Annotated in this window: 17 protein-coding genes and 1 pseudogene; 6 read left to right on the top strand and 12 right to left on the bottom strand. The window is 69.4% G+C overall.

Features of this window, described 5'->3' with window-relative positions:
• Positions 1-28 precede the first annotated feature (28 nt).
• Entirely contained in the window at positions 29-358 is a 330-nt protein-coding gene (locus tag ACN675_RS22005) for a DUF1330 domain-containing protein (RefSeq protein ID WP_420752864.1), read from the bottom strand.
• Positions 359-478: 120 nt separating this feature from the next.
• On the opposite strand from ACN675_RS22005, the gene ACN675_RS22010 reads away from it, so the two are divergent.
• Positions 479-1,273: a helix-turn-helix domain-containing protein gene (locus tag ACN675_RS22010; protein WP_420752865.1), complete on the top strand. Its 795-nt coding sequence runs from the start codon at positions 479-481 to the stop codon at positions 1,271-1,273.
• Between the two features lie 95 nt (positions 1,274-1,368).
• Complete coding sequence (locus ACN675_RS22015) at positions 1,369-1,584, top strand: maltose regulon activator MalT (RefSeq protein ID WP_420752866.1); 216 nt, start codon at positions 1,369-1,371, stop codon at positions 1,582-1,584.
• A 40-nt stretch (positions 1,585-1,624) separates the two neighbouring features.
• Here ACN675_RS22015 and ACN675_RS22020 read toward each other — a convergent pair whose 3' ends face one another.
• From ACN675_RS22020 to ACN675_RS22035, 4 genes are all read right to left on the bottom strand, one after another.
• Positions 1,625-2,149 (bottom strand): 2'-5' RNA ligase family protein, encoded by a 525-nt coding sequence (locus ACN675_RS22020; RefSeq protein WP_420752867.1) that lies wholly within the window; start codon positions 2,147-2,149, stop codon positions 1,625-1,627.
• The gene (locus tag ACN675_RS22025) at positions 2,149-3,381 is read right to left on the bottom strand and encodes an RNA polymerase sigma factor (protein ID WP_420752868.1); all 1,233 of its coding nucleotides are present in this window, start codon (positions 3,379-3,381) and stop codon (positions 2,149-2,151) included. The genes ACN675_RS22020 and ACN675_RS22025 overlap by 1 nt, the downstream gene beginning before the upstream one ends.
• Positions 3,382-3,383: 2 nt before the next feature.
• Positions 3,384-3,794 (bottom strand): YciI family protein, encoded by a 411-nt coding sequence (locus ACN675_RS22030; RefSeq protein WP_420752869.1) that lies wholly within the window; start codon positions 3,792-3,794, stop codon positions 3,384-3,386.
• 139 nt (positions 3,795-3,933) lie between these two features.
• On the bottom strand, positions 3,934-4,689 hold the full coding sequence (locus tag ACN675_RS22035; protein ID WP_420752870.1) for a CPBP family intramembrane glutamic endopeptidase: 756 nt from the start codon (positions 4,687-4,689) through the stop codon (positions 3,934-3,936).
• 208 nt (positions 4,690-4,897) lie between these two features.
• On the opposite strand from ACN675_RS22035, the gene ACN675_RS22040 reads away from it, so the two are divergent.
• Positions 4,898-6,595 carry a fumarate hydratase gene (locus tag ACN675_RS22040; RefSeq protein WP_420752871.1) on the top strand — a complete coding sequence of 566 codons (1,698 nt, stop codon included), beginning with the start codon at positions 4,898-4,900 and terminating at the stop codon, positions 6,593-6,595.
• 67 nt (positions 6,596-6,662) lie between these two features.
• Here ACN675_RS22040 and ACN675_RS22045 read toward each other — a convergent pair whose 3' ends face one another.
• Positions 6,663-7,055 (bottom strand): hypothetical protein, encoded by a 393-nt coding sequence (locus ACN675_RS22045; protein ID WP_420752872.1) that lies wholly within the window; start codon positions 7,053-7,055, stop codon positions 6,663-6,665.
• 45 nt (positions 7,056-7,100) lie between these two features.
• Complete coding sequence (locus ACN675_RS22050) at positions 7,101-7,559, bottom strand: carboxymuconolactone decarboxylase family protein (protein ID WP_420752873.1); 459 nt, start codon at positions 7,557-7,559, stop codon at positions 7,101-7,103.
• A gap of 75 nt (positions 7,560-7,634) precedes the next feature.
• Here ACN675_RS22050 and ACN675_RS22055 point away from each other — a divergent pair, with 75 nt between their 5' ends.
• The gene (locus ACN675_RS22055) at positions 7,635-8,540 is read left to right on the top strand and encodes a sigma-70 family RNA polymerase sigma factor (RefSeq protein ID WP_420752874.1); all 906 of its coding nucleotides are present in this window, start codon (positions 7,635-7,637) and stop codon (positions 8,538-8,540) included.
• A 115-nt stretch (positions 8,541-8,655) separates the two neighbouring features.
• On the opposite strand, the gene ACN675_RS22060 is transcribed toward ACN675_RS22055, so the two are convergent.
• From ACN675_RS22060 to ACN675_RS22075, 4 genes are all read right to left on the bottom strand, one after another.
• Positions 8,656-9,966, bottom strand: coding sequence for an MFS transporter (locus ACN675_RS22060; RefSeq protein WP_420752875.1), 1,311 nt, complete (start codon positions 9,964-9,966; stop codon positions 8,656-8,658).
• A gap of 76 nt (positions 9,967-10,042) precedes the next feature.
• Positions 10,043-10,690 (bottom strand): maleylpyruvate isomerase family mycothiol-dependent enzyme, encoded by a 648-nt coding sequence (locus tag ACN675_RS22065; protein WP_420752876.1) that lies wholly within the window; start codon positions 10,688-10,690, stop codon positions 10,043-10,045.
• Between the two features lie 46 nt (positions 10,691-10,736).
• A complete protein-coding gene (locus ACN675_RS22070) occupies positions 10,737-11,210 on the bottom strand; it encodes a VOC family protein (protein WP_420752877.1) in 474 nt (157 codons plus the stop codon).
• Positions 11,211-11,271: 61 nt separating this feature from the next.
• Positions 11,272-12,702 carry a lipase maturation factor family protein gene (locus tag ACN675_RS22075; protein ID WP_420752879.1) on the bottom strand — a complete coding sequence of 477 codons (1,431 nt, stop codon included), beginning with the start codon at positions 12,700-12,702 and terminating at the stop codon, positions 11,272-11,274.
• A 128-nt stretch (positions 12,703-12,830) separates the two neighbouring features.
• On the opposite strand from ACN675_RS22075, the gene ACN675_RS22080 reads away from it, so the two are divergent.
• The gene (locus ACN675_RS22080; protein WP_420752878.1) at positions 12,831-14,345 is read left to right on the top strand and encodes an ATP-dependent DNA ligase; all 1,515 of its coding nucleotides are present in this window, start codon (positions 12,831-12,833) and stop codon (positions 14,343-14,345) included.
• 75 nt (positions 14,346-14,420) lie between these two features.
• Positions 14,421-15,727, top strand: a pseudogene (locus ACN675_RS22085) (alpha-hydroxy-acid oxidizing protein).
• An 18-nt stretch (positions 15,728-15,745) separates the two neighbouring features.
• On the opposite strand, the gene recD reads toward ACN675_RS22085, so the two are convergent.
• Complete coding sequence (gene recD / locus ACN675_RS22090) at positions 15,746-17,620, bottom strand: exodeoxyribonuclease V subunit alpha (protein ID WP_420752880.1); 1,875 nt, start codon at positions 17,618-17,620, stop codon at positions 15,746-15,748.
• Between the last annotated feature and the right edge of the window lie 21 nt (positions 17,621-17,641).

Here is a 17,641-nt window from a genome sequence, read left to right on the forward strand (position 1 = left end):
CAGGGGCGCCACAAGGACACACGAGCGATTAGCCGATCTTCGCCAGGTAGTCGGTGGCGCGGTAACCGGGCCCGACCCCCTCGACGAGGATCGCGGAGCCGTCGGAATGCTCGGTACGCAGCGGCAGGATCTCCTGGTACGCGGGCGATTCGTACCAGGCGCGGGCATGCTCGGCGTCCGGGAACTCGATGACGATGAGATGTCCGGGCCACGATCCTTCCACGACCACCGGATCGGTGCCGTGGACGAGGAACCGGCCCCCGAATTCGTCGAGGCTCGCGTCGATCTCCTGGAGGTAGCGCACGATCTCCGGCCCGAAATCGACCGAGCGCAGGTGGGCGACAGCGTAGGCGGTCATGGTTACTCCCGTGGTTCGTTGGTCGGTGGGTACACAGACGAGACTCCCGGTCGCGGCGACACGAATCGATTACCTGTGAGGTAATGGCAGCGCTTCCCGGCCTCCCCTACCGTCGAACACATGACAACCGTGCAGCAGGAATCGGCCGGCGCGCTGCTGCGGCACTGGCGGGAACGTCGCGGGCTGAGCCAGCTCGCCCTCGCCAACCTCGCGGGGGTGTCGGCGCGGCACCTCAGTTTCGTCGAGACCGGCCGGTCGAAGCCGTCGCGCAGGATGCTGCTCGCACTCGGCGAACACCTGGATCTTCCGCTGCGGGAACGCAACGCGCTGTTGCTCGCAGCGGGTCTGGCCCCGGCGTATCCGGAGCATCGGCTCGGCGATGTGTCGATGGCTGCCGTGTCGGACGCGATCGGCCGGATCCTGACGTCGCACATGCCGTTTCCGGCGCTCGTCGTGGACCGGCACTGGACGATGATCGACGCGAACGACGCCGTCACCGGACTTCTCGCAGCCTGCGCACCGGCCCTCGTCGAGCCGCCGGTGAACGTGCTGCGGTTGACGCTGCATCCCGAGGGGCTCGCCCCGCTCATCTCGAACCTGGGCCAATGGCGGGCGCATCTGCTGGCGCGACTGCGGCATCAGATCGGGGCGACCGGCGACCCCGAGCTGATACGCCTGCACGCCGAACTCGAGGGCTACCCCGGCGACGGGACCGCGGAGGCCGGGTACGCGGACGCCGGTGACAGCGCAGCGCTCGTGGTACCGCTGCGGTTGCGGGTCGGCGACGTCGAGTTGTCGCTGCTGAGCACCACCACACTGTTCGGAACCCCGCTCGACGTGACGGTGTCGGAACTGGCGATCGAGGCGTTCTATCCCGCCGACGACGCGACCGCCCGTGTGCTGCTCGGCAGGTGAACCGGTCGGCCCCGAACCGCTCTCGTGTCGCACCGCCGCGCGGTAACGTCGAAATGGCCCCATCATCGTGAAACCGGATCCGGAGGACACCGATCATGAGCACTGCAAAGTGGTGGGTTCTGGACGGACGCAACAACGGTTTCGTCCTCGAGGAACGACCGAGCGGCGACATCGTCGTCGTCAACACGACGACGTCCGAGGAGCACGTGCTGCACGGCTATGTCTGGAAGCACTCGCACGTGTTCGGTGTGCAGATCCAGAGCGAGGGCCCGCCTCCGTACGGGCACTGGGTGGAGAACCCGGAGGACTGAACTCTCACCGAATCATCCTGAGTCACAGCGTCATCCGGATTCACGGAATGATCCGGAGCGCATAGCGCTCCCCTGTCCTGCTGTCGACGAGTGCCGCCGCATCCACGACCGCGGCGACGGGCAGCACGTCGTAGATCGCGGCGGCAAGTCGCGGCAGGTCGGTCAGACGTGTGCGCGGACTCAGCGTGCAGTGGGGCATCCAGACGTCGGGACGGTAGTGCTTGTGCAGGTCCGCGCCGGTGGCGACGACCGCGTCGACGACGCGGCGCTGCCGCAAGAGCAGGTCCGCGGTGGGTGCGGGCGCCAGCCAGATGCGCCCGCGCCGGAAGGTGCCGAGCGCGTCGAAGTGCAGGACCATCGGACCTCCGTCCGCCAGCGTCTCGACAGCGGCCGCGACCTCGTCGACGACGAAGGTCCGCAGCACCGCGTAGGACACGTGCGGGACGTGACGGCGGTGGGTGTGGGTGAGCAGCGTGGGAATGTCGAGGTCCTCGAGCCGGTCCCACAGGTGACGCAGCGCGCGTTCGGTTTCCCTGTCGAAGAGCAGGCACACCGCGAGAGCCATCAGCCGAGACGTTCGGCTCGCGCGTACAGATACCGCTGTTGGGGAAGGCTCGTGGCGCGTCGCGCAGCCTCGCCGTATTCCGCCCGGGCTGCCGCCTCGTCGCCCAGCATCTCGAGCAGGTGCGCCCGCACCGCGTGGAACCGCCGGCCGTCCGCGACACGGTCGTCGTCAGCGAGCCGCGCGAGGAGGTCGAGCCCCTCCTCGGGACCGCGTGCCATCGCGACGGCGACGGCGTGATTGAGCGCGACGACCGGGTTGTCCGACATCCGCAGCAACAGTTCGTAGAGCCGCACGATCTGCGGCCAATCCGTCTCCTCCACACGGGACACACGATCGTGCACCGCGGCGATCGCGGCCTGGAGCTGGTACGGACCGGCTTCGCCGCGGCGGAGTGCCTCGGACACCAATGCCGTGCCCTCGGCGACGGCGTCGCGATCCCACAGCGAACGGTCCTGCGCGTCCAGCGGAATCAACGCTCCGTCGGCGGACACCCGCGCGCCGCGTCGCGCGTCCGTCAGGAGCATCAACGCGAGCAGTCCCGCCACCTCGGGATCGGACGGAAGCACCCTGTGGACGATGCGGGCGAGCCGGACCGCCTCCGACGACAGATCGTGGCGGACGAGGTCCGTGCCCGACGTCGCGGCGTAACCCTCCGTGAAGATCAGGTACAGCACGTGCAGTACCGCTGCGAGCCGCTCGGCGTATCCGTCGGCCGCGGGCATCCGGAACGGCTCGCCGCTGTCCTCGATGCGTTTCTTCGCGCGGCTGATCCGGCGGGCCATCGTGTCCTCGGAGGTCAGGAACGCCCGCGCGATCTCCTCGGTGGTCAGGCCGCCGACGGCCCGCAGCGCGAGCGCAACCTGGGATGCGGGTGTCAGCGACGGGTGGCAGCACAGGAACAGCAGCACGAGCGTGTCGTCGGAGGGAATGTCCGAATCCGCCGCGGGTGCCCGCCATCGATCGGACGGTGTCCCTTGCGCGACGACATCCTCGCGGCGCCGCCGCGCCTGCTCGCTGCGCAGCAGGTCGGTCAACCGTCGTGATGCGACGGTGACGAGCCAGGCCCCCGGATCGTTCGGAAGCCCCGAGTTCGGCCATCGGGTCGCGGCGGCCAGCAGTGCTTCCTGCACGGCGTCCTCGGCCAGATCGAAGTGTCCGTAGCGCCGGACGACCGCACCGAGGACGCGCGGCGCTTCGCTGCGCAGCACGTCCTCGATCGCGGTGTCGTGCATGTCTACGGTTCGGCTTCCGGGGGCACGCCTTCGTCGATGGGACGGACGTCGGCGTAGGCGGTGGCAAGGACGTGCGGCGGCGCCGGGCACTCGGCGAGCCGGAGCGCGATCTCGGTGGCGCGGTCGAAGCTGTCGCACTCGACGATCCAGTAACCGGCGAGCACTTCCTCGGTCTCGGCGTACGGGCCGTCGGTCACGAGCGTGCCTGGACCGACGCGCCGGGTGTGGACAGGCGCGGCCAGTCCCCGGGTCTCGACGAGTTCGCCGGATGCCTCGAGTTCGGCGTTGAATTTGGTCATGAACTCGGCCATGGCGGCGAAGTCCTCCTGCGACCACGGGGGCGTCTCCGTGCTCTTGCCCGCCATGCCGTCGTAGTCCTGCTGGGTCCCGTAACTCTGGATCATGAATTTCATGGCCGTTCCTCCTCCGTGGCACCCCGCATGGGTGCTGCATCGGATACGTCGGAGCCGGTGACCCCGTCCGGACACAGTCCTGATCCAGACACAGTCCCGAAGTGAAATTATCGGCGAATGAGGGAGACTTCGGTGCCGATCAGGCCACGGTCACGTGCCACACCAGCGCGGCCGCGAGCGCACCGACGCCGTTGAGCGACCAGTGCAGCGCGATCGGGGCGAGGATGCTGCCACTGCGGCGGCGCAGCCAGGTGAAGACGAATCCGGCGGCCGCGGTCGCGACGACCGCACCCGCGATGCCGAGGACCTGCCCCCACACGCCGCCGCCGAGCACCGCGGACAGGCCCGCGTTCCCGGAGGTCAGGCCGAGCGACGACGCGATGTGCCACAACCCGAACAACAGCGAGCCGGCGGCGAAGACGCCGCGGGCGCCCCACGCGCGTTCGAGCGCGCCGTGCAGGACCCCGCGGAAGGCGAGTTCCTCCGGGATCACCGTCTGCAGCGGAATCACGATCATCGATGCGACGAGGGCACCGGAGATGGTCGCGTACCGCTCGGACAGGAAGAACTGCCTGGTGAACGGCAGCGCGATACCGACGGCGACGACGCCGACCACGAGCGCGACGGCTCCGAGCGAGTAGAGCGTCCCGCGCTTCCAGTGCCGCGGCGACAGTCCCAGTTCCGACCAGCGCATCCCGCGGTGCCGCATCATCGCGACGAGCACGAGCGCGGCGATGGGGACCGTCGCGATGGACGCCCACACGGTGGTGAAGTGGGCCACCATGTTGGTGGCGACGAGGACGGCGACGACGACGAGAACGTCGAGCCACGCGTGAGCACGGTGGAGTCGTACGAGACCCGCGGCGACTCCGCCGGGCATATTCGCGAGAAGCATCCTCACAAGTGTACGGATTGCGGCTCCGTCGCGGCATGACGCACATCACTGCGACGGGGTACCGCCCGTCACCGAGAACCGGAAAACCGCAGGTGACGCACGTCACTTCGCGATCGGGAATCGGCTGGGTCACACGACCCGTTGTCAAGGTCTTGCGTCGCCGCCGCTAGCCTTGTTAGCCGAACCCAGCCCCTCTCCAGGAGAAATCATGGCCGACTTCCTCTACGAGGACCTGCTGCCCATCGGGGAAGACCCCACCGAATACCGGCTGCTGACCAGCGAGGGGGTGTCCACCGTCGAAGGACCCGACGGCCGCACCTTCCTGAAGGTCGAACCCGAGGCTCTCCGCCTGCTCACCGAGACCGCGCTGCACGATATTTCCCACTACCTGCGCACGGATCACCTGAAGCAGCTCGCGAGCATCCTCGAGGACCCGGAAGCGTCGAACAACGACAAGTTCGTGGCCCTGGATCTCCTGAAGAACGCGAACATCGCCGCGGCCGGCGTGCTCCCGATGTGCCAGGACACCGGCACCGCCATCGTCATGGGCAAGCGCGGCCAGCACGTGCTCACCCCCGGGGACGACGAGGAGTCGATCGCGCGCGGCGTGTACGACGCGTACACCAAGCTGAACCTGCGCTACTCGCAGAACGCTCCCCTCACCATGTGGGACGAGAAGAACACGGGCAACAACCTGCCCGCTCAGATCGAGCTGTACGCGGACACCGCGAAGGGCCACGAGAACTCCTACAAGTTCCTGTTCATGGCCAAGGGCGGCGGATCGGCCAACAAGTCGTACCTGTACCAGGAGACGAAGGCCATCCTGAACCCGGACTCGATGATGCAGTTCCTCGAGGCCAAGATCCGCTCGCTCGGCACCGCCGCGTGCCCTCCCTACCACCTCGCGATCGTGGTCGGTGGCACGTCCGCCGAGTTCGCGCTCAAGACCGCGAAGTACGCGTCGGCGCACTACCTGGACGAGCTGCCCACCGAGGGCGCGATCACCGGCCGCGGGTTCCGCGACCACGAGCTCGAGAAGAAGGTCTTCGAACTCACCCAGAAGATCGGCATCGGCGCGCAGTTCGGCGGCAAGTACTTCTGCCACGACGTCCGCGTGATCCGCCTCCCCCGCCACGGCGCGTCGCTGCCCGTCGCGATCGCCGTGTCCTGCTCGGCGGACCGCCAGGCGAAGGCGAAGATCACCCCCGAGGGCGTGTTCCTCGAGCAGCTCGAATTCAATCCGGGCCAGTTCCTGCCGGAGATCACCGACGAGCGCCTCGACGCCGAGACCGACGGCGTGTCCGGCACCGGCAAGGGTGCCGCCGTCAAGATCGATCTGACCCGGCCGATGCCGGAGATCCTGGCCGAGCTGTCCAAGCACCCGGTCAAGACCCGGCTGTCGCTGACCGGACCGCTGGTCGTCGCCCGCGACATCGCGCACGCCAAGATCAAGGAACGGCTCGACGCCGGCGAGGAGATGCCGCAGTACCTGCGCGACCACCCGGTCTACTACGCGGGTCCGGCCAAGACCCCCGACGGCCTGGCGTCCGGCTCGTTCGGCCCGACCACGGCGGGTCGCATGGACTCGTACGTCGAGCAGTTCCAGGCGGCCGGCGGGTCGATGGTGATGCTCGCGAAGGGCAATCGGTCCAAGCAGGTCACCGACGCGTGCAACGCGCACGGCGGCTTCTACCTCGGTTCGATCGGCGGCCCCGCGGCCCGTCTCGCCCTCGACTGCATCAAGAAGGTCGAGGTCATCGAGTACCCGGAACTCGGCATGGAAGCGGTCTGGAAGATCGAGGTCGAGGATTTCCCGGCGTTCATCGTCGTCGACGACAAGGGCAACGACTTCTTCGCCGGCACCGGCGAGGTCACCCTGACGATCGGTAAGCGCCCCGGCATCTGACCCTTTGCGCCCCAACGCATCCGCGGACCGTTTCGGTTCGCGGATGCGTTGTTTTCGTCTCGGGCCGTCAGGCGCAGGCCGCGCACGGCTCGGTGCGGGAGAGCACCGCGGGTGCCTGCGCGACCACGTCCTGCAGGAAGCGCACGACGGTGGCCGCCGAGGCGGGTTCTCCGGGCTTCAGCACCGCGCACAGGGCCCGGCAGACGTCGGGGTCGAGCGCGGGTTCGGCCCGGAAGTTGGTGCCGAGCGCGAGCGTGAGCGGTCCCGGAAGACGCGGTGACCGGATCTCCAGTGCCGCGCCCGCGTGCCCGTCGGTGAGACAGACGTCGAAGCGCGCGATGTCTGCATCGTGCTCGAAGCGGACGGTCCGCACGCGGTTGTGACGCATCTGCCGGTACAGGGGTCGCAGCCCGCCGAGGACCAGGGGGCGGATCGTGACCGAGTTCCTCTGGACGTTCATAATCTGGAATTATTCCAGATTAAGTCGTCGGTCGGCAACCGTCCCTCACAGCACTGCCGCTCCCGCCACCTGCTTCACCGAGGCATTGATCCGATTCCAGACGTTGATCGTCGCGATCTGCACGATCAGCGCCGCGAGCTGCTCCTCGGTGTAGAGATCGGAGGCCGCGTCCCACACCTCGTCGGGAACCGGGTCCGGCCGGTCCGCGAGCCGGGTGACCGCTTCGGTCAGCGCCAGCGCCGCACGTTCCTCGTCCGTGAAGTACGGGGATTCGCGCCAGGCGGCCACCGCGAACAGCCGCTCGGCCGTCTCGCCGTCCTTCATCGCGAGCCGCGGGTGCAGATCGACACACACGCCGCAGCCGTTGATCTGACTGGCCCGCAGATGCATCAGATGCAGTGTCCGCACGGGAACGTCGACGCTCTCGGTGGACTGTCCGAGCGCGTGGATCGCCTGCATCGCCGCGGGCAGGACCATCACCGGGTTCTTCATTCGAGCGTGCATTGTTTCGCTCCTTGTCACATCGGGTTGTTCCGGTTCGTCACTACATCGACGGAGCAGGGCGGAAGGATGTGACAGATGAGCGACGAGGATTTCCTGGCGCGGCAGTTCGAGACCCACCGCACACACCTGTGGTCCGTGGCCTTCCGCATGCTGGGTTCGGGGGCGGACGCCGACGACGCGCTGCAGGAAACGTGGTTGCGGCTGAGCCGTTCCGACACCAGCGACGTCGCCAACCTCGCCGGCTGGCTGACCACCGTCGTGAGCCGCGTGTGCCTGGATCAGTTGCGGGCCCGCCGATCACGATCCGAAGTCTCACTCGACGACCCCGATCACCCCCGGGAGCCCACACTCCCCCAGCCCGCGACGGGGCCGGAACACGAAGCGGTCCTTGCCGATTCCGTCGGAGTCGCGATGCTCGTCGTCCTCGATACCCTCAGCCCGGCGGAACGGCTCGCGTTCGTGCTGCACGACATGTTCGGTGTGCCGTTCGACGAGATCGCCCCGATCGTCGACCGCGCCCCGGCCGCGACCCGGCAGCTCGCCAGCCGCGCGCGACGCCGGGTCCAGGGCGCGACCCTCACCCCGTCGGACCTGTCGCGCCGGCGGCAGGTCGTCGACGCGTTCCTCGCCGCGTCCCGGGAAGGCCGGTTCGACGACCTGCTGACGCTTCTCGACCCCGAGGTGCGCCTGCACGCCGACGACGCCGCGGTCGCCACCGCGCACCACGCCGCCGCGGCCGGGGCGCCTCTGCTCGAACGCGAACTGGTCGGGGCCGACGCGGTGGCCACCGCGTTCTCCGGACGCGCCAAGAAGGCGCAGACCGTCCTCGTCGACGGCATGCCCGGCGCGGCCTGGGCACCGGGCGGGATCCCGCGGTCCGTGTTCGTCTTCACGATCGACGACGGCCGGGTCGCAGCGATCGACGTGGTGGTCGATCCCGAGGAGATCGCCGCGCTCGACATCGTGTTCGTCGACGACTGACGTCGCGCCGTGCCCCTTCCTTTTCCGAGCGAGCGGTACATCCGATCGATTGAAGGAGACGAGCGATACATTCGCTCGGACGCGCGAAGCGCACACCGGAGCGCACCGCCGACGGTCAGGCGTCGAGGACGGTCCCCGCCCGCTCCGGCAAGGTGTAGGCCGCGGCCGCGGCGACGGCGAACGACGCCGCGAACACCCCGAACACGAGCCCGTTGCCGCCGTGCAACAGCCACGGCACCATCAGCGGCGCGAGGATCGACGCGATCCGGCCGAACGCCGCGGCGGCGCCGGTGCCGGCCCCGCGCACCGATGTCGGGTACAGCTCCGGCCCGATCGCATACAGCGCACCCCAGGCACCGAGGTTGAAGAACGACAGCATCATTCCCGCCGCAATGATCGTGGCCGGACTGCCCGCGAGCCCGAACAGTCCCGCCGCGACCGCCGAGCCGACGAGGAAGGTCGCGAGGGTCGCGCGACGACCCCAGACTTCGATCAGCCAGGCCGCGACCGCGTAGCCGGGTAGCTGCGCGAGCGTGATGATCAGGGTGTATTCGAACGACTTGACCAGGTCGAAGCCCTGATTGACGAGCAGGCTGGGTAGCCAGATGAACGCGCCGTAGTACGACAGGTTGATGCCGAACCACACAATCCACAGTGCCGCGGTGCGGGCCCGCAACCGCGGGGACCAGATGGATTCCGCGACGACGGGCGTCGGCTCGGCACCCGGTTCGTCGACCGGGGGCGTGGCGACGGCGACGCCCGCCGACCGCTCGAATGCCCGCACCGCGGATTCGGCTTCGGCGTATCGGCCTTTTCGCTCGAGGAACCGCACCGATTCGGGAAGACCCAACCGGACCACGACGGCGTACAGCGTCGGGACGACACCGGCGAGCAGTGCCCAGCGCCAGCCGTCGTCGTTGATCGGCACGACGAAGTAGCCGATCAGCGCGGCCATGATCCAGCCGACCGCCCAGAACGCTTCGAGCGCCACCACCACCCGACCACGCACCTTGCGCGGCGCGTACTCGCTGACCAGCGTCGATGCGACCGGAAGCTCCGCCCCCAGACCCAGTCCGACGACGAACCGCAGCACCAGCAGCACCGCGACGGACCCTGCCAGCGCCGAAGCACCGGTCGCCAGGCCGTAGACGAGCAACGTGGTCGCGAACACCTGCCGGCGTCCGATGCGGTCGGCGAGCAGCCCGCCGAGCGCCGCCCCGACGGCCATGCCGACGAACCCGATCGAGCCGATCCACGAGAGCTGGGTGCTGCTGAGATTCCATTGCACGGCGAGCGCGGCCATCACGAACGAGATGAGCCCGACGTCCATCGCGTCGAGCGCCCAGCCGATGCCGGAGCCGAGCACCAGCTTGGTGTGTCTGCGGGTGAACGGCAGTTCGTCGAGCCGTTGAGCGCGCGTGGTCATGAAGCGCAACGTACCGGCCGGGCCGCCCGATTCGCAGTGAGCGACGCGATGGGCTTTCGCACACCCGGGAAGGCCGTCACGAAGGCGTCGACTGCCCACGCAAGGCCTCGGCCCCCTCCCCGCTGAGACGGGACAGCGCCGCGCGCCGGCCGGTGAGCAGCAGCAGAATCGCGGAGATCGGCCCGCGCACATCCGGTCCCTCCCCGACCAACCAGTCGACATCGGTTGCGGTGAAGCGGAATCCGTCGAGAGGAACGGACGCGAAGACCCGGTTCTTGCCGGTGCCGCGGGTGGACCAGACCCGATCCGCCGCCGTCGCCGCCGCCGCGGTCGGCATCGGGAGGTCGCGACGCAGCGGCACCGCGATGTCCTGGCTGTGGACGAGGATGTCGATCAGTGTCTCGAGCTCGGTGAGGCCGATGTTGTGTCGGCGCGAGCCGATCGTGGCCCGGATGTCCGCGACCAGCCGTTCGGGCGGTGACGCGGCGCGGCTGCGGGCGGACGCGCGGATCATCGTGTTGACACCGCCGGGATGCCGCAGCGCCATCCGGATCGCCTGGCCGAGCGTGAGTTGCTGCAGCGTCAGGTGGGCGGCGACGTCGCGCACGGTCCAGCCTTCGCACAGCGACGGGTGCGACCACTCGTCGTCGGACAGCTGTTCGAGCAGGTCGGCCGTGCGTCGACGTTGGTCGTCGATCGCGTCCCACACCTCGTCGGAGTCCATCCGCTCACCCCCGGTTTCTGTCCGCCCGCACGACATCCGGGGCGGGTCAGCCGCGCGCCGCCTCCTCGAGCACCGGCACCTCGATCTTGTGCATCTTCATCAGCGCGTCGCTGACCCGCTGCACGACTCCCAGATCCGGGTCGGACATCAGTTCCCCGAGCCTGCGCGGCACCACCTGCCAGGACACTCCGAACCTGTCCTTCAGCCATCCGCACTGCGATTCCTCGCCGCCGTCGGCGATGAGGGCGTCCCAGTAGTGGTCCACCTCGTCCTGGTCGGCGCAGTCGATCGCGAACGACACGGCCTCGTTGAACCGGAACTGGGGACCACCGTTGAGCCCGCTGAATCGGGTGCCGTCGAGTTCGAACTCGACGGTCAGGGCGGTGCCTGCCGGAACAGGTGAGTCCTCGGGATAGGGGGTGACCTTCAGAATGCGCGAATTGGGGAACACCGTGATGTAGTACTCGGCTGCTTCCTGCGCGTTCATGTCGAACCACAGCCACGGGGTGATCGCGGGCATCGGTTTCTCCTCGTCTCGGGTTTCCATCGTCGCCTACACAGACCCCGCGGCGCGGGAAAACTCATCGGTCGACCAGCTCGGCCGGGTAGAAGAACTCGCCGATCAGGCTCCGCTCCCACCACTCACCCGTCGCACGCCTCTGCGCGCGGGTGGTGAACCGGTACCGGTACAGACGGGCGCGCACGAAGCGCGGCGGTTCGTCCCGGAAAGGATTGTGCCGCAGCAACTTCAGGATGTCCTTGTCGTTGCGGAGCAGTTTCGCCATGAGCTGCGGGAACCAGGAGGCCGCGTAGTCCCGGGAGATCCCGGCGAACCACATGAGCCAGTCCAGTCGCAGGTGGTAGGGCGCGAACTGGCGGGGCCGGCGCCGCAGGTCGCCCGGCTTGCCCTTGAATTCGTATTCTTTCCATTCCGTGTCGGGGCCGATCGTCGGATCGGAGGTCCCTTCGACGACGACCTCGCGCCGCACCCGCGTGACGCTGCCGAACGCGCCGTAGGTGTTGACGAAATGCCACTTGTTGAAGCTGGCGTTCATCTTCTGCTTGCCCGACGCCATGTTCCGGATCGGCTGGTAGCTCAGCACCACCACCACGGCGGCCAGGGCGAGGACGGCGGCCATGAACGCCGCTGGTGTGTCCTTGTCGCCGCCGGGGGCGCCGAAAGGCAACACCAGGTCGTAGGCCTCGTTCGGTATCACGGACAGCCCGAGGATGATGGCCATCCAGTTCAGCCAGGAGAAGTTACCGCTGGCCACCAGCCACAACTGGGTGACGATCATGATCCCGGCGGCGATCCCGGCGACCGGTTGCGGCAGGAACAACCCGAACGGCACGACGAGTTGCGTGAAGTGGTTGCCGAGGACCTCCACCTTGTGCAGCGGTCGCGGCAGACGATGGAAATACCAGCTGAACGGGCCGGGCATCGGCTGGGTCTCGTGGTGGTAGTACAGGCACGTCAGGTCCCGCCAGCAGCGGTCGCCCCGCATCTTGATCAGACCCGCTCCGAACTCGAGGCGGAACAGCAGCCACCGCAACAGGATCAGCACGACGAACGGCGGCGCGATCTCCGCATTGCCCAGGAAGATCGCGAGCACACCCGCTTCGAGCAGCAACGATTCCCAGCCGAACGAGTACCACACCTGCCCCACGTTGACGATGGACAGGTACAGCGCCCACAGGACGAACCACACGAGCATCGTCAACGGGAGCGGCAGCAGGTCCGTGACCCCGAGGACGGTGGCGGCGGCGAGCACCGCCCCGGTCGCCGCGACCGCGGCGTAGAACCGGTCCGAATAGTGCCAATGGAACAGGCTCGGGGCACGTTTGAAGGGCACCGCCCGCACGAAGTCCGGGATGGGGAGCAGCCCATCGGACCCGAGCAGCGCCCGGAACTGGTTGAACGCCACCAGGAACGCGACGAAGTACAGGGCCGCGAGTCCCCGCGTGAAGAACAACCGGCCCCACGTGTAACCGTCCGCATCGAACCAGTCCACCGCCCTCACCGATTCCGAGGATCCCACCGCTGCGACGCTTTGAAAACCCGCGCCTCCCCGTGAGGGCACCGTCGTCCGCCCGGATCGAATCTCGGTCCCCAGCGCCTGGACGCGGTTACCGTCGGACTGTGCGTGTGTCCCGGATCGTCGCCGTGTCGGACGCCGTGGGTGCCACCCGCTCACGGCGGGAGAAGGTCGCGCTGTTGCAGGAGCTGCTGGCCGACCTGGACCCGGGCGAGGTGGAACCGGTCGTCGCGTGGCTGTCGGGCGAGGTTCGGCAGGGCCGGATCGGCGTCGGGTGGCGCGCCCTGAGCGGCCTGCAGATCGACCCGGCACCCGAGCCGACCCTGTCGGTCGGTGACGTCGACGCGACCTTCACCACGCTGGCCGCGACCACCGGCGCAGGCTCCACGGAACGCCGCCGCACGCTGCTGACCTCCTTGTTCGGTGCCGCGACCGCGGACGAGCAGCAGTTCCTGGTCCGCCTGCTCACCGGTGATCTGCGGCAGGGCGCGCTCGAAGGGGTGATGACCGACGCCGTCGCCGCAGCCACGTCGGTGCCGGTCGAGACGGTGCGTCGCGCGTTCATGTTGTCGGGCCGCCTCCCCGCGACCGCGGCGGCGGCCCTCGCCGGCGGTGAGGAGGCGCTGGGCGTGTTCCGGCTCGAGGTGGGGCGGCCGATCCGCCCGATGCTCGCCTCCCCCGCCGGGTCACTCGCCGAGGCGCTCACCCAGCTCGGTCCGGCGGTGAGCGTCGAGTACAAACTCGACGGCGCCCGCATCCAGGTGCACCGGCACGGCAACGACGTCCGCGTGTACACCCGCACGCTGCGCGACATCACGTCGAGCGTGCCCGAGCTCGTCGAACTGGTTGCGGCGCTGCCGTGTTCGAGTGTCGTGCTCGACGGCGAAACCCTGGCACTGACCGACAGCGGGCGGCCGCGCCCGTTCCAGGAGACGATGAGCCGCTTCGGGGCGGCGAGCGCCCACGACCTGCTGCTGCGCCCGTACTTCTTCGACTGCCTGCACCTGGACGGCACCGATCTGCTCGACGCCTCGCTCACGGACCGGATCGCCGCCCTCGACTCGGTCGCAGCGCTCTACCGGATCCCGTCCCTGATCGAGCCCGATCCGGATGCGGCGGCGGCGCATTTCGACGCTGCCCTCGCCGACGGCCACGAGGGCGTGATGGTCAAGTCCCTCATCGACCCGTACGCGGCCGGACGGCGTGGCCGCACCTGGCTCAAGGTCAAACCCGAACACACCCTGGACCTGGTGGTACTCGGCGCCGAATGGGGATACGGGCGGCGCACCGGGTTCCTGTCGAACCTGCACCTGGGCGCCCGCGACCCCGACGGCGGTGAACCGATCATGGTCGGCAAGACGTTCAAGGGCCTGACCGACGAGCTGCTGCGCTGGCAGACCGAGGAGTTCCCACGCCGCGAACGTGCCCGCGACGCGCACACCGTCTACCTGCGTCCCGAGCTGGTCGTCGAGATCGAGCTCGACGGGGTGCAGATCAGCCCCCGCTATCCCGGCGGGGTGGCCCTGCGGTTCGCGCGGGTGCTGCGGTACCGGCCCGACAAGGACGCCGCCGACGCGGACACCATCGACGCGGTGCGCGCGCTGCTGCCTTCCCGGTAAACGGCCGAATATCGGTTCCCGGCCGCGGGTCGCGGTTACCGTCGTCGATGTGCGTGCGCGCCGAGAGGAGAACCCGTGACCGAAATCGCCGCCTCCCCCGCCGCAGGTCCCGGCCGGGAACGTCAGGGTGTCGTCTACCGCGACGGCGCGCTGGGCCGCCGGCCCGCGGTCCCGACGAACTTCGCCGATCTCGAACGTGCCGCGCGCCGGGCCAGTTCGAAGCGGGCCTGGGCGTACGTCGCGGGAGGTGCCGGTGAGGGCCGCACGATGCGCAACAATCGTCGCGCGTTCGACCGGTGGGCGATCGTGCCGCGCATGGCGCACGGCGTCACCGAACGGGACCTCGGCACCACGGTGGTGAACACCGTGTTGTCGTCGCCGCTGCTGCTCGCGCCCGTCGGCGCGGGCGCGTTGATGGCCCCGACAGCGACCTGGCGATCGCGCGGGCCGCCGCGGCGACCGGGGTGCCGTACATCTTCTCCAACCAGGGCTGCAGTTCGATGGAGGACTGCGCCGCCGCGATGGGCGGCGCACCGCGCTGGTTCCAGCTGTACTGGAGCTCGGACGAGGACCTCGTCGACAGCCTGCTGCACCGGGCCGAGGCGATCGGCGCGGAGGCCGTCGTCGTCACCCTCGACACGACGATGCTGGGGTGGCGCCCGCAGGATCTGAATCTCGGTTCGCTGCCGTTCGCGCGCGGCGAGGGCATCGCCCAGTACACGTCCGATCCGCGTTTCCGCGACATCGTGCGGCAGCGGATCGACGCGGCCCGCGAGACGGTCGCGGAGCGGCCCGACATCACGTTGGGTGCGATCCGCACGCTGCTGGCGATGACCCGCAACCATCCGGGCCGCTTCCTCGACAACCTGCGCTCCCCGGTGCCGCGCGCCGCCGCGGAAACGTTCCTCGACATCTACTCCAATCCGGGCCTGAGCTGGGATCATCTGGCGACGCTGCGTGACCGCACCCGGTTGCCGATCGTGCTCAAGGGGATTCTGCATCCCGACGATGCGCGGCGCGCCGTCGATCTCGGTGTCGACGCGATCGTGGTGTCGAATCACGGCGGCCGCCAGATCGACGGTTCGCTCGCCTCGCTCGATGCGCTCCTCGACATCCGGGCCGCGGTCGGGCGGGGACCGACTCTCCTGCTGGACAGCGGAATCCGCAGCGGCGCGGACGTATTCGTTGCGCTTGCGCTCGGCGCCGACGCGGTGCTGCTCGGCCGGCCCTACATGTACGGGCTGGCGATCGCGGGACAGCGCGGGGTCGAGGAGGTGATCCGCAACGTGATCGCCGAGTTCGACCTCACCTTGGCGCTGACGGGGGCACGGTCGATCGACGACATCGACGAGCGATTCGTGCGGCCCAACCCGTCGGCGTGAGCCCCGCCGTCGCGACGGTCAGCTCTCGGTGAGGAGGGTGCGGCGCAGCCCGCTCGCGCGCAGCACTTGACGTCCCACCCCGGCGCGCACGGCGGCCTCGGTGCCGATGATGCGCACGCGTTTCCGGGCGCGGGTGATGGCGGTGTACAGCAACTCCCGCGTCAGCAGCGACGACGTCTCGTCGGGCAGCACCACCGACACGGTGTCGTACTGGCTGCCCTGGCTGCGGTGGATCGTCATGGCGTACACCGTCTGCACCGCCGACAGGTGACTCGGGTGCAGCAGGAACGGATCCTTGCCGCGCGCGAACGCCGCGACCAGCGCGTCGTCCTCGCGGCGCACCACGACCCCGGTGTCACCGTTGTAGATGCGCAGGTCGTGGTCGTTCGCGGTGACCATGAGCGGCTGCCCCGGATACCAGCGAGCGGGGTCGAGGCGACGTCCGGAGGACGCCCCGATCCATTCCATCGCCTGCCGCGCCCAGTGCTGCACGCCGTAGGGGCCGTCCCGGTGCGCGCACAGCAGCCGGTGCGTCTCGAATCGGGCCAGCGCGGTGTGGGCGTCGCCCGCGACCGCCGCCGCGGTGACCTCCTCGGCGGACCGGACCACGTCGTCGTGCAGGGCGGTCAGGTCGCCGGGGGCGTGGAAGGTCACCTCGGGCACGCCGCTGAGCAGGATGCGCATCGCCTCGTCGTCGTCGCCGTCGCGCACCGCGACCGCGAGCCGGGCGATGTCCCCACCGAACCGCCTGCCGCGGCTGAGGCGAACCACGCTGCCGCGCAGGCGTTCCCGTTCGCCGGCTCCGAAGGCGGCTTCGGCCGGGTCGTCGGCGGCGGTCAGGTCGCGGGCGGCGATGTTCACGAACACCGGGTTCGGTGTGCCGGTGACCGGCCGCGCCACCAGATCCGCGAGGACCGCACCGGCATCGACGGACGTGAGCTGGTCGGGGTCGCCGACGAGCACGAGCCTCGTGTCCGGGCGGACCGCTTCGAGCAGGCAGCTCATCATCGTCAGCGAAACCATGGAGGTTTCGTCGACGACGATCGCGTCGAACGGCAGGTGGTTGCCGGCGTGGTAGCGGAACCGGGTGCGTCCCCGCTGCCAGCCGAGCATGCGGTGCAGCGTCATCGCGGTGACGTTGGGTGCGAGCCCGAGCGGACCGGCCTGGTCGCGCACCGATTCCTGCAGCCGTGCCGCGGCCTTGCCGGTCGGGGCCGCCAATCCGATCCGCACGCCGGGCCCGTGCAGCGAGGTGAGCAGTGCGAGGATCCGCGCGACGGTGTGCGTCTTGCCGGTGCCGGGTCCACCGGCGATGACGGTGGTCCAGTGGGTGGCGGCGAGCGCGGCGGCCACCCGCTGCCGGTCAGGCGCCGACGACGGCCGGGACGGGTCGGCCGGGTCACGGAACAGTTCGTCGAGCCGCTGCACCAGCAGGTCCTCGTCGACGTCCGGGTAGTCGCGGGATCGCGCATCCAGCACCCGCCGCACGGTCTGCTCCTGCCGGAAGTAGCGGTCCAGGTACAGCAGCGGCCCGGCGTCGGTGTCGACGAGCCGCAGCGGCCGCAGGGGCCCGGTCGGGGATCCGGTGATCAGGGGGCTGCGCCGCAGCGCCGCGATCACGGCGTCGTCGTCCGGCCAGGGCAGTGTGGCCGGGTCCACCTTGGCGTTCTCGTCGGCGCCGACGTCCCGCAGCCGGGTCAGGTCCAGGCACACGGACCCGGACCGCACGGCCCGCACCGCCAGCGCGGTGGCCAGGTGCACGTCTTCGTCGGGTTCGGCGCCGAGATTCGCCAGTCGCAGTGCGACGTGGACGTCGGCGGCGGCGAGCACCCCGGCTTCGTTGAACGCGCGCAGGGCGCCTTTGCCGCGCTGGGCCACCAGGACATCGATCACGGCAGGGCCTTTCCGGCGAGC

The organism is Rhodococcus sp. O3 (assembly GCF_048897285.1).
GTDB lineage: Bacteria > Actinomycetota > Actinomycetes > Mycobacteriales > Mycobacteriaceae > Rhodococcus.

Coding starts and splice junctions, on each gene's coding strand:
- ACN675_RS22005 (WP_420752864.1), bottom strand. CDS start 358: ATGACCGCCTACGCTGTCGCCCACCTGCGCTCGGTCGATTTCGGGCCG.
- ACN675_RS22010 (WP_420752865.1), top strand. CDS start 479: ATGACAACCGTGCAGCAGGAATCGGCCGGCGCGCTGCTGCGGCACTGG.
- ACN675_RS22015 (WP_420752866.1), top strand. CDS start 1,369: ATGAGCACTGCAAAGTGGTGGGTTCTGGACGGACGCAACAACGGTTTC.
- ACN675_RS22020 (WP_420752867.1), bottom strand. CDS start 2,149: ATGGCTCTCGCGGTGTGCCTGCTCTTCGACAGGGAAACCGAACGCGCG.
- ACN675_RS22025 (WP_420752868.1), bottom strand. CDS start 3,381: ATGCACGACACCGCGATCGAGGACGTGCTGCGCAGCGAAGCGCCGCGC.
- ACN675_RS22030 (WP_420752869.1), bottom strand. CDS start 3,794: ATGAAATTCATGATCCAGAGTTACGGGACCCAGCAGGACTACGACGGC.
- ACN675_RS22035 (WP_420752870.1), bottom strand. CDS start 4,689: ATGCTTCTCGCGAATATGCCCGGCGGAGTCGCCGCGGGTCTCGTACGA.
- ACN675_RS22040 (WP_420752871.1), top strand. CDS start 4,898: ATGGCCGACTTCCTCTACGAGGACCTGCTGCCCATCGGGGAAGACCCC.
- ACN675_RS22045 (WP_420752872.1), bottom strand. CDS start 7,055: ATGAACGTCCAGAGGAACTCGGTCACGATCCGCCCCCTGGTCCTCGGC.
- ACN675_RS22050 (WP_420752873.1), bottom strand. CDS start 7,559: ATGCACGCTCGAATGAAGAACCCGGTGATGGTCCTGCCCGCGGCGATG.
- ACN675_RS22055 (WP_420752874.1), top strand. CDS start 7,635: ATGAGCGACGAGGATTTCCTGGCGCGGCAGTTCGAGACCCACCGCACA.
- ACN675_RS22060 (WP_420752875.1), bottom strand. CDS start 9,966: ATGACCACGCGCGCTCAACGGCTCGACGAACTGCCGTTCACCCGCAGA.
- ACN675_RS22065 (WP_420752876.1), bottom strand. CDS start 10,690: ATGGACTCCGACGAGGTGTGGGACGCGATCGACGACCAACGTCGACGC.
- ACN675_RS22070 (WP_420752877.1), bottom strand. CDS start 11,210: ATGCCCGCGATCACCCCGTGGCTGTGGTTCGACATGAACGCGCAGGAA.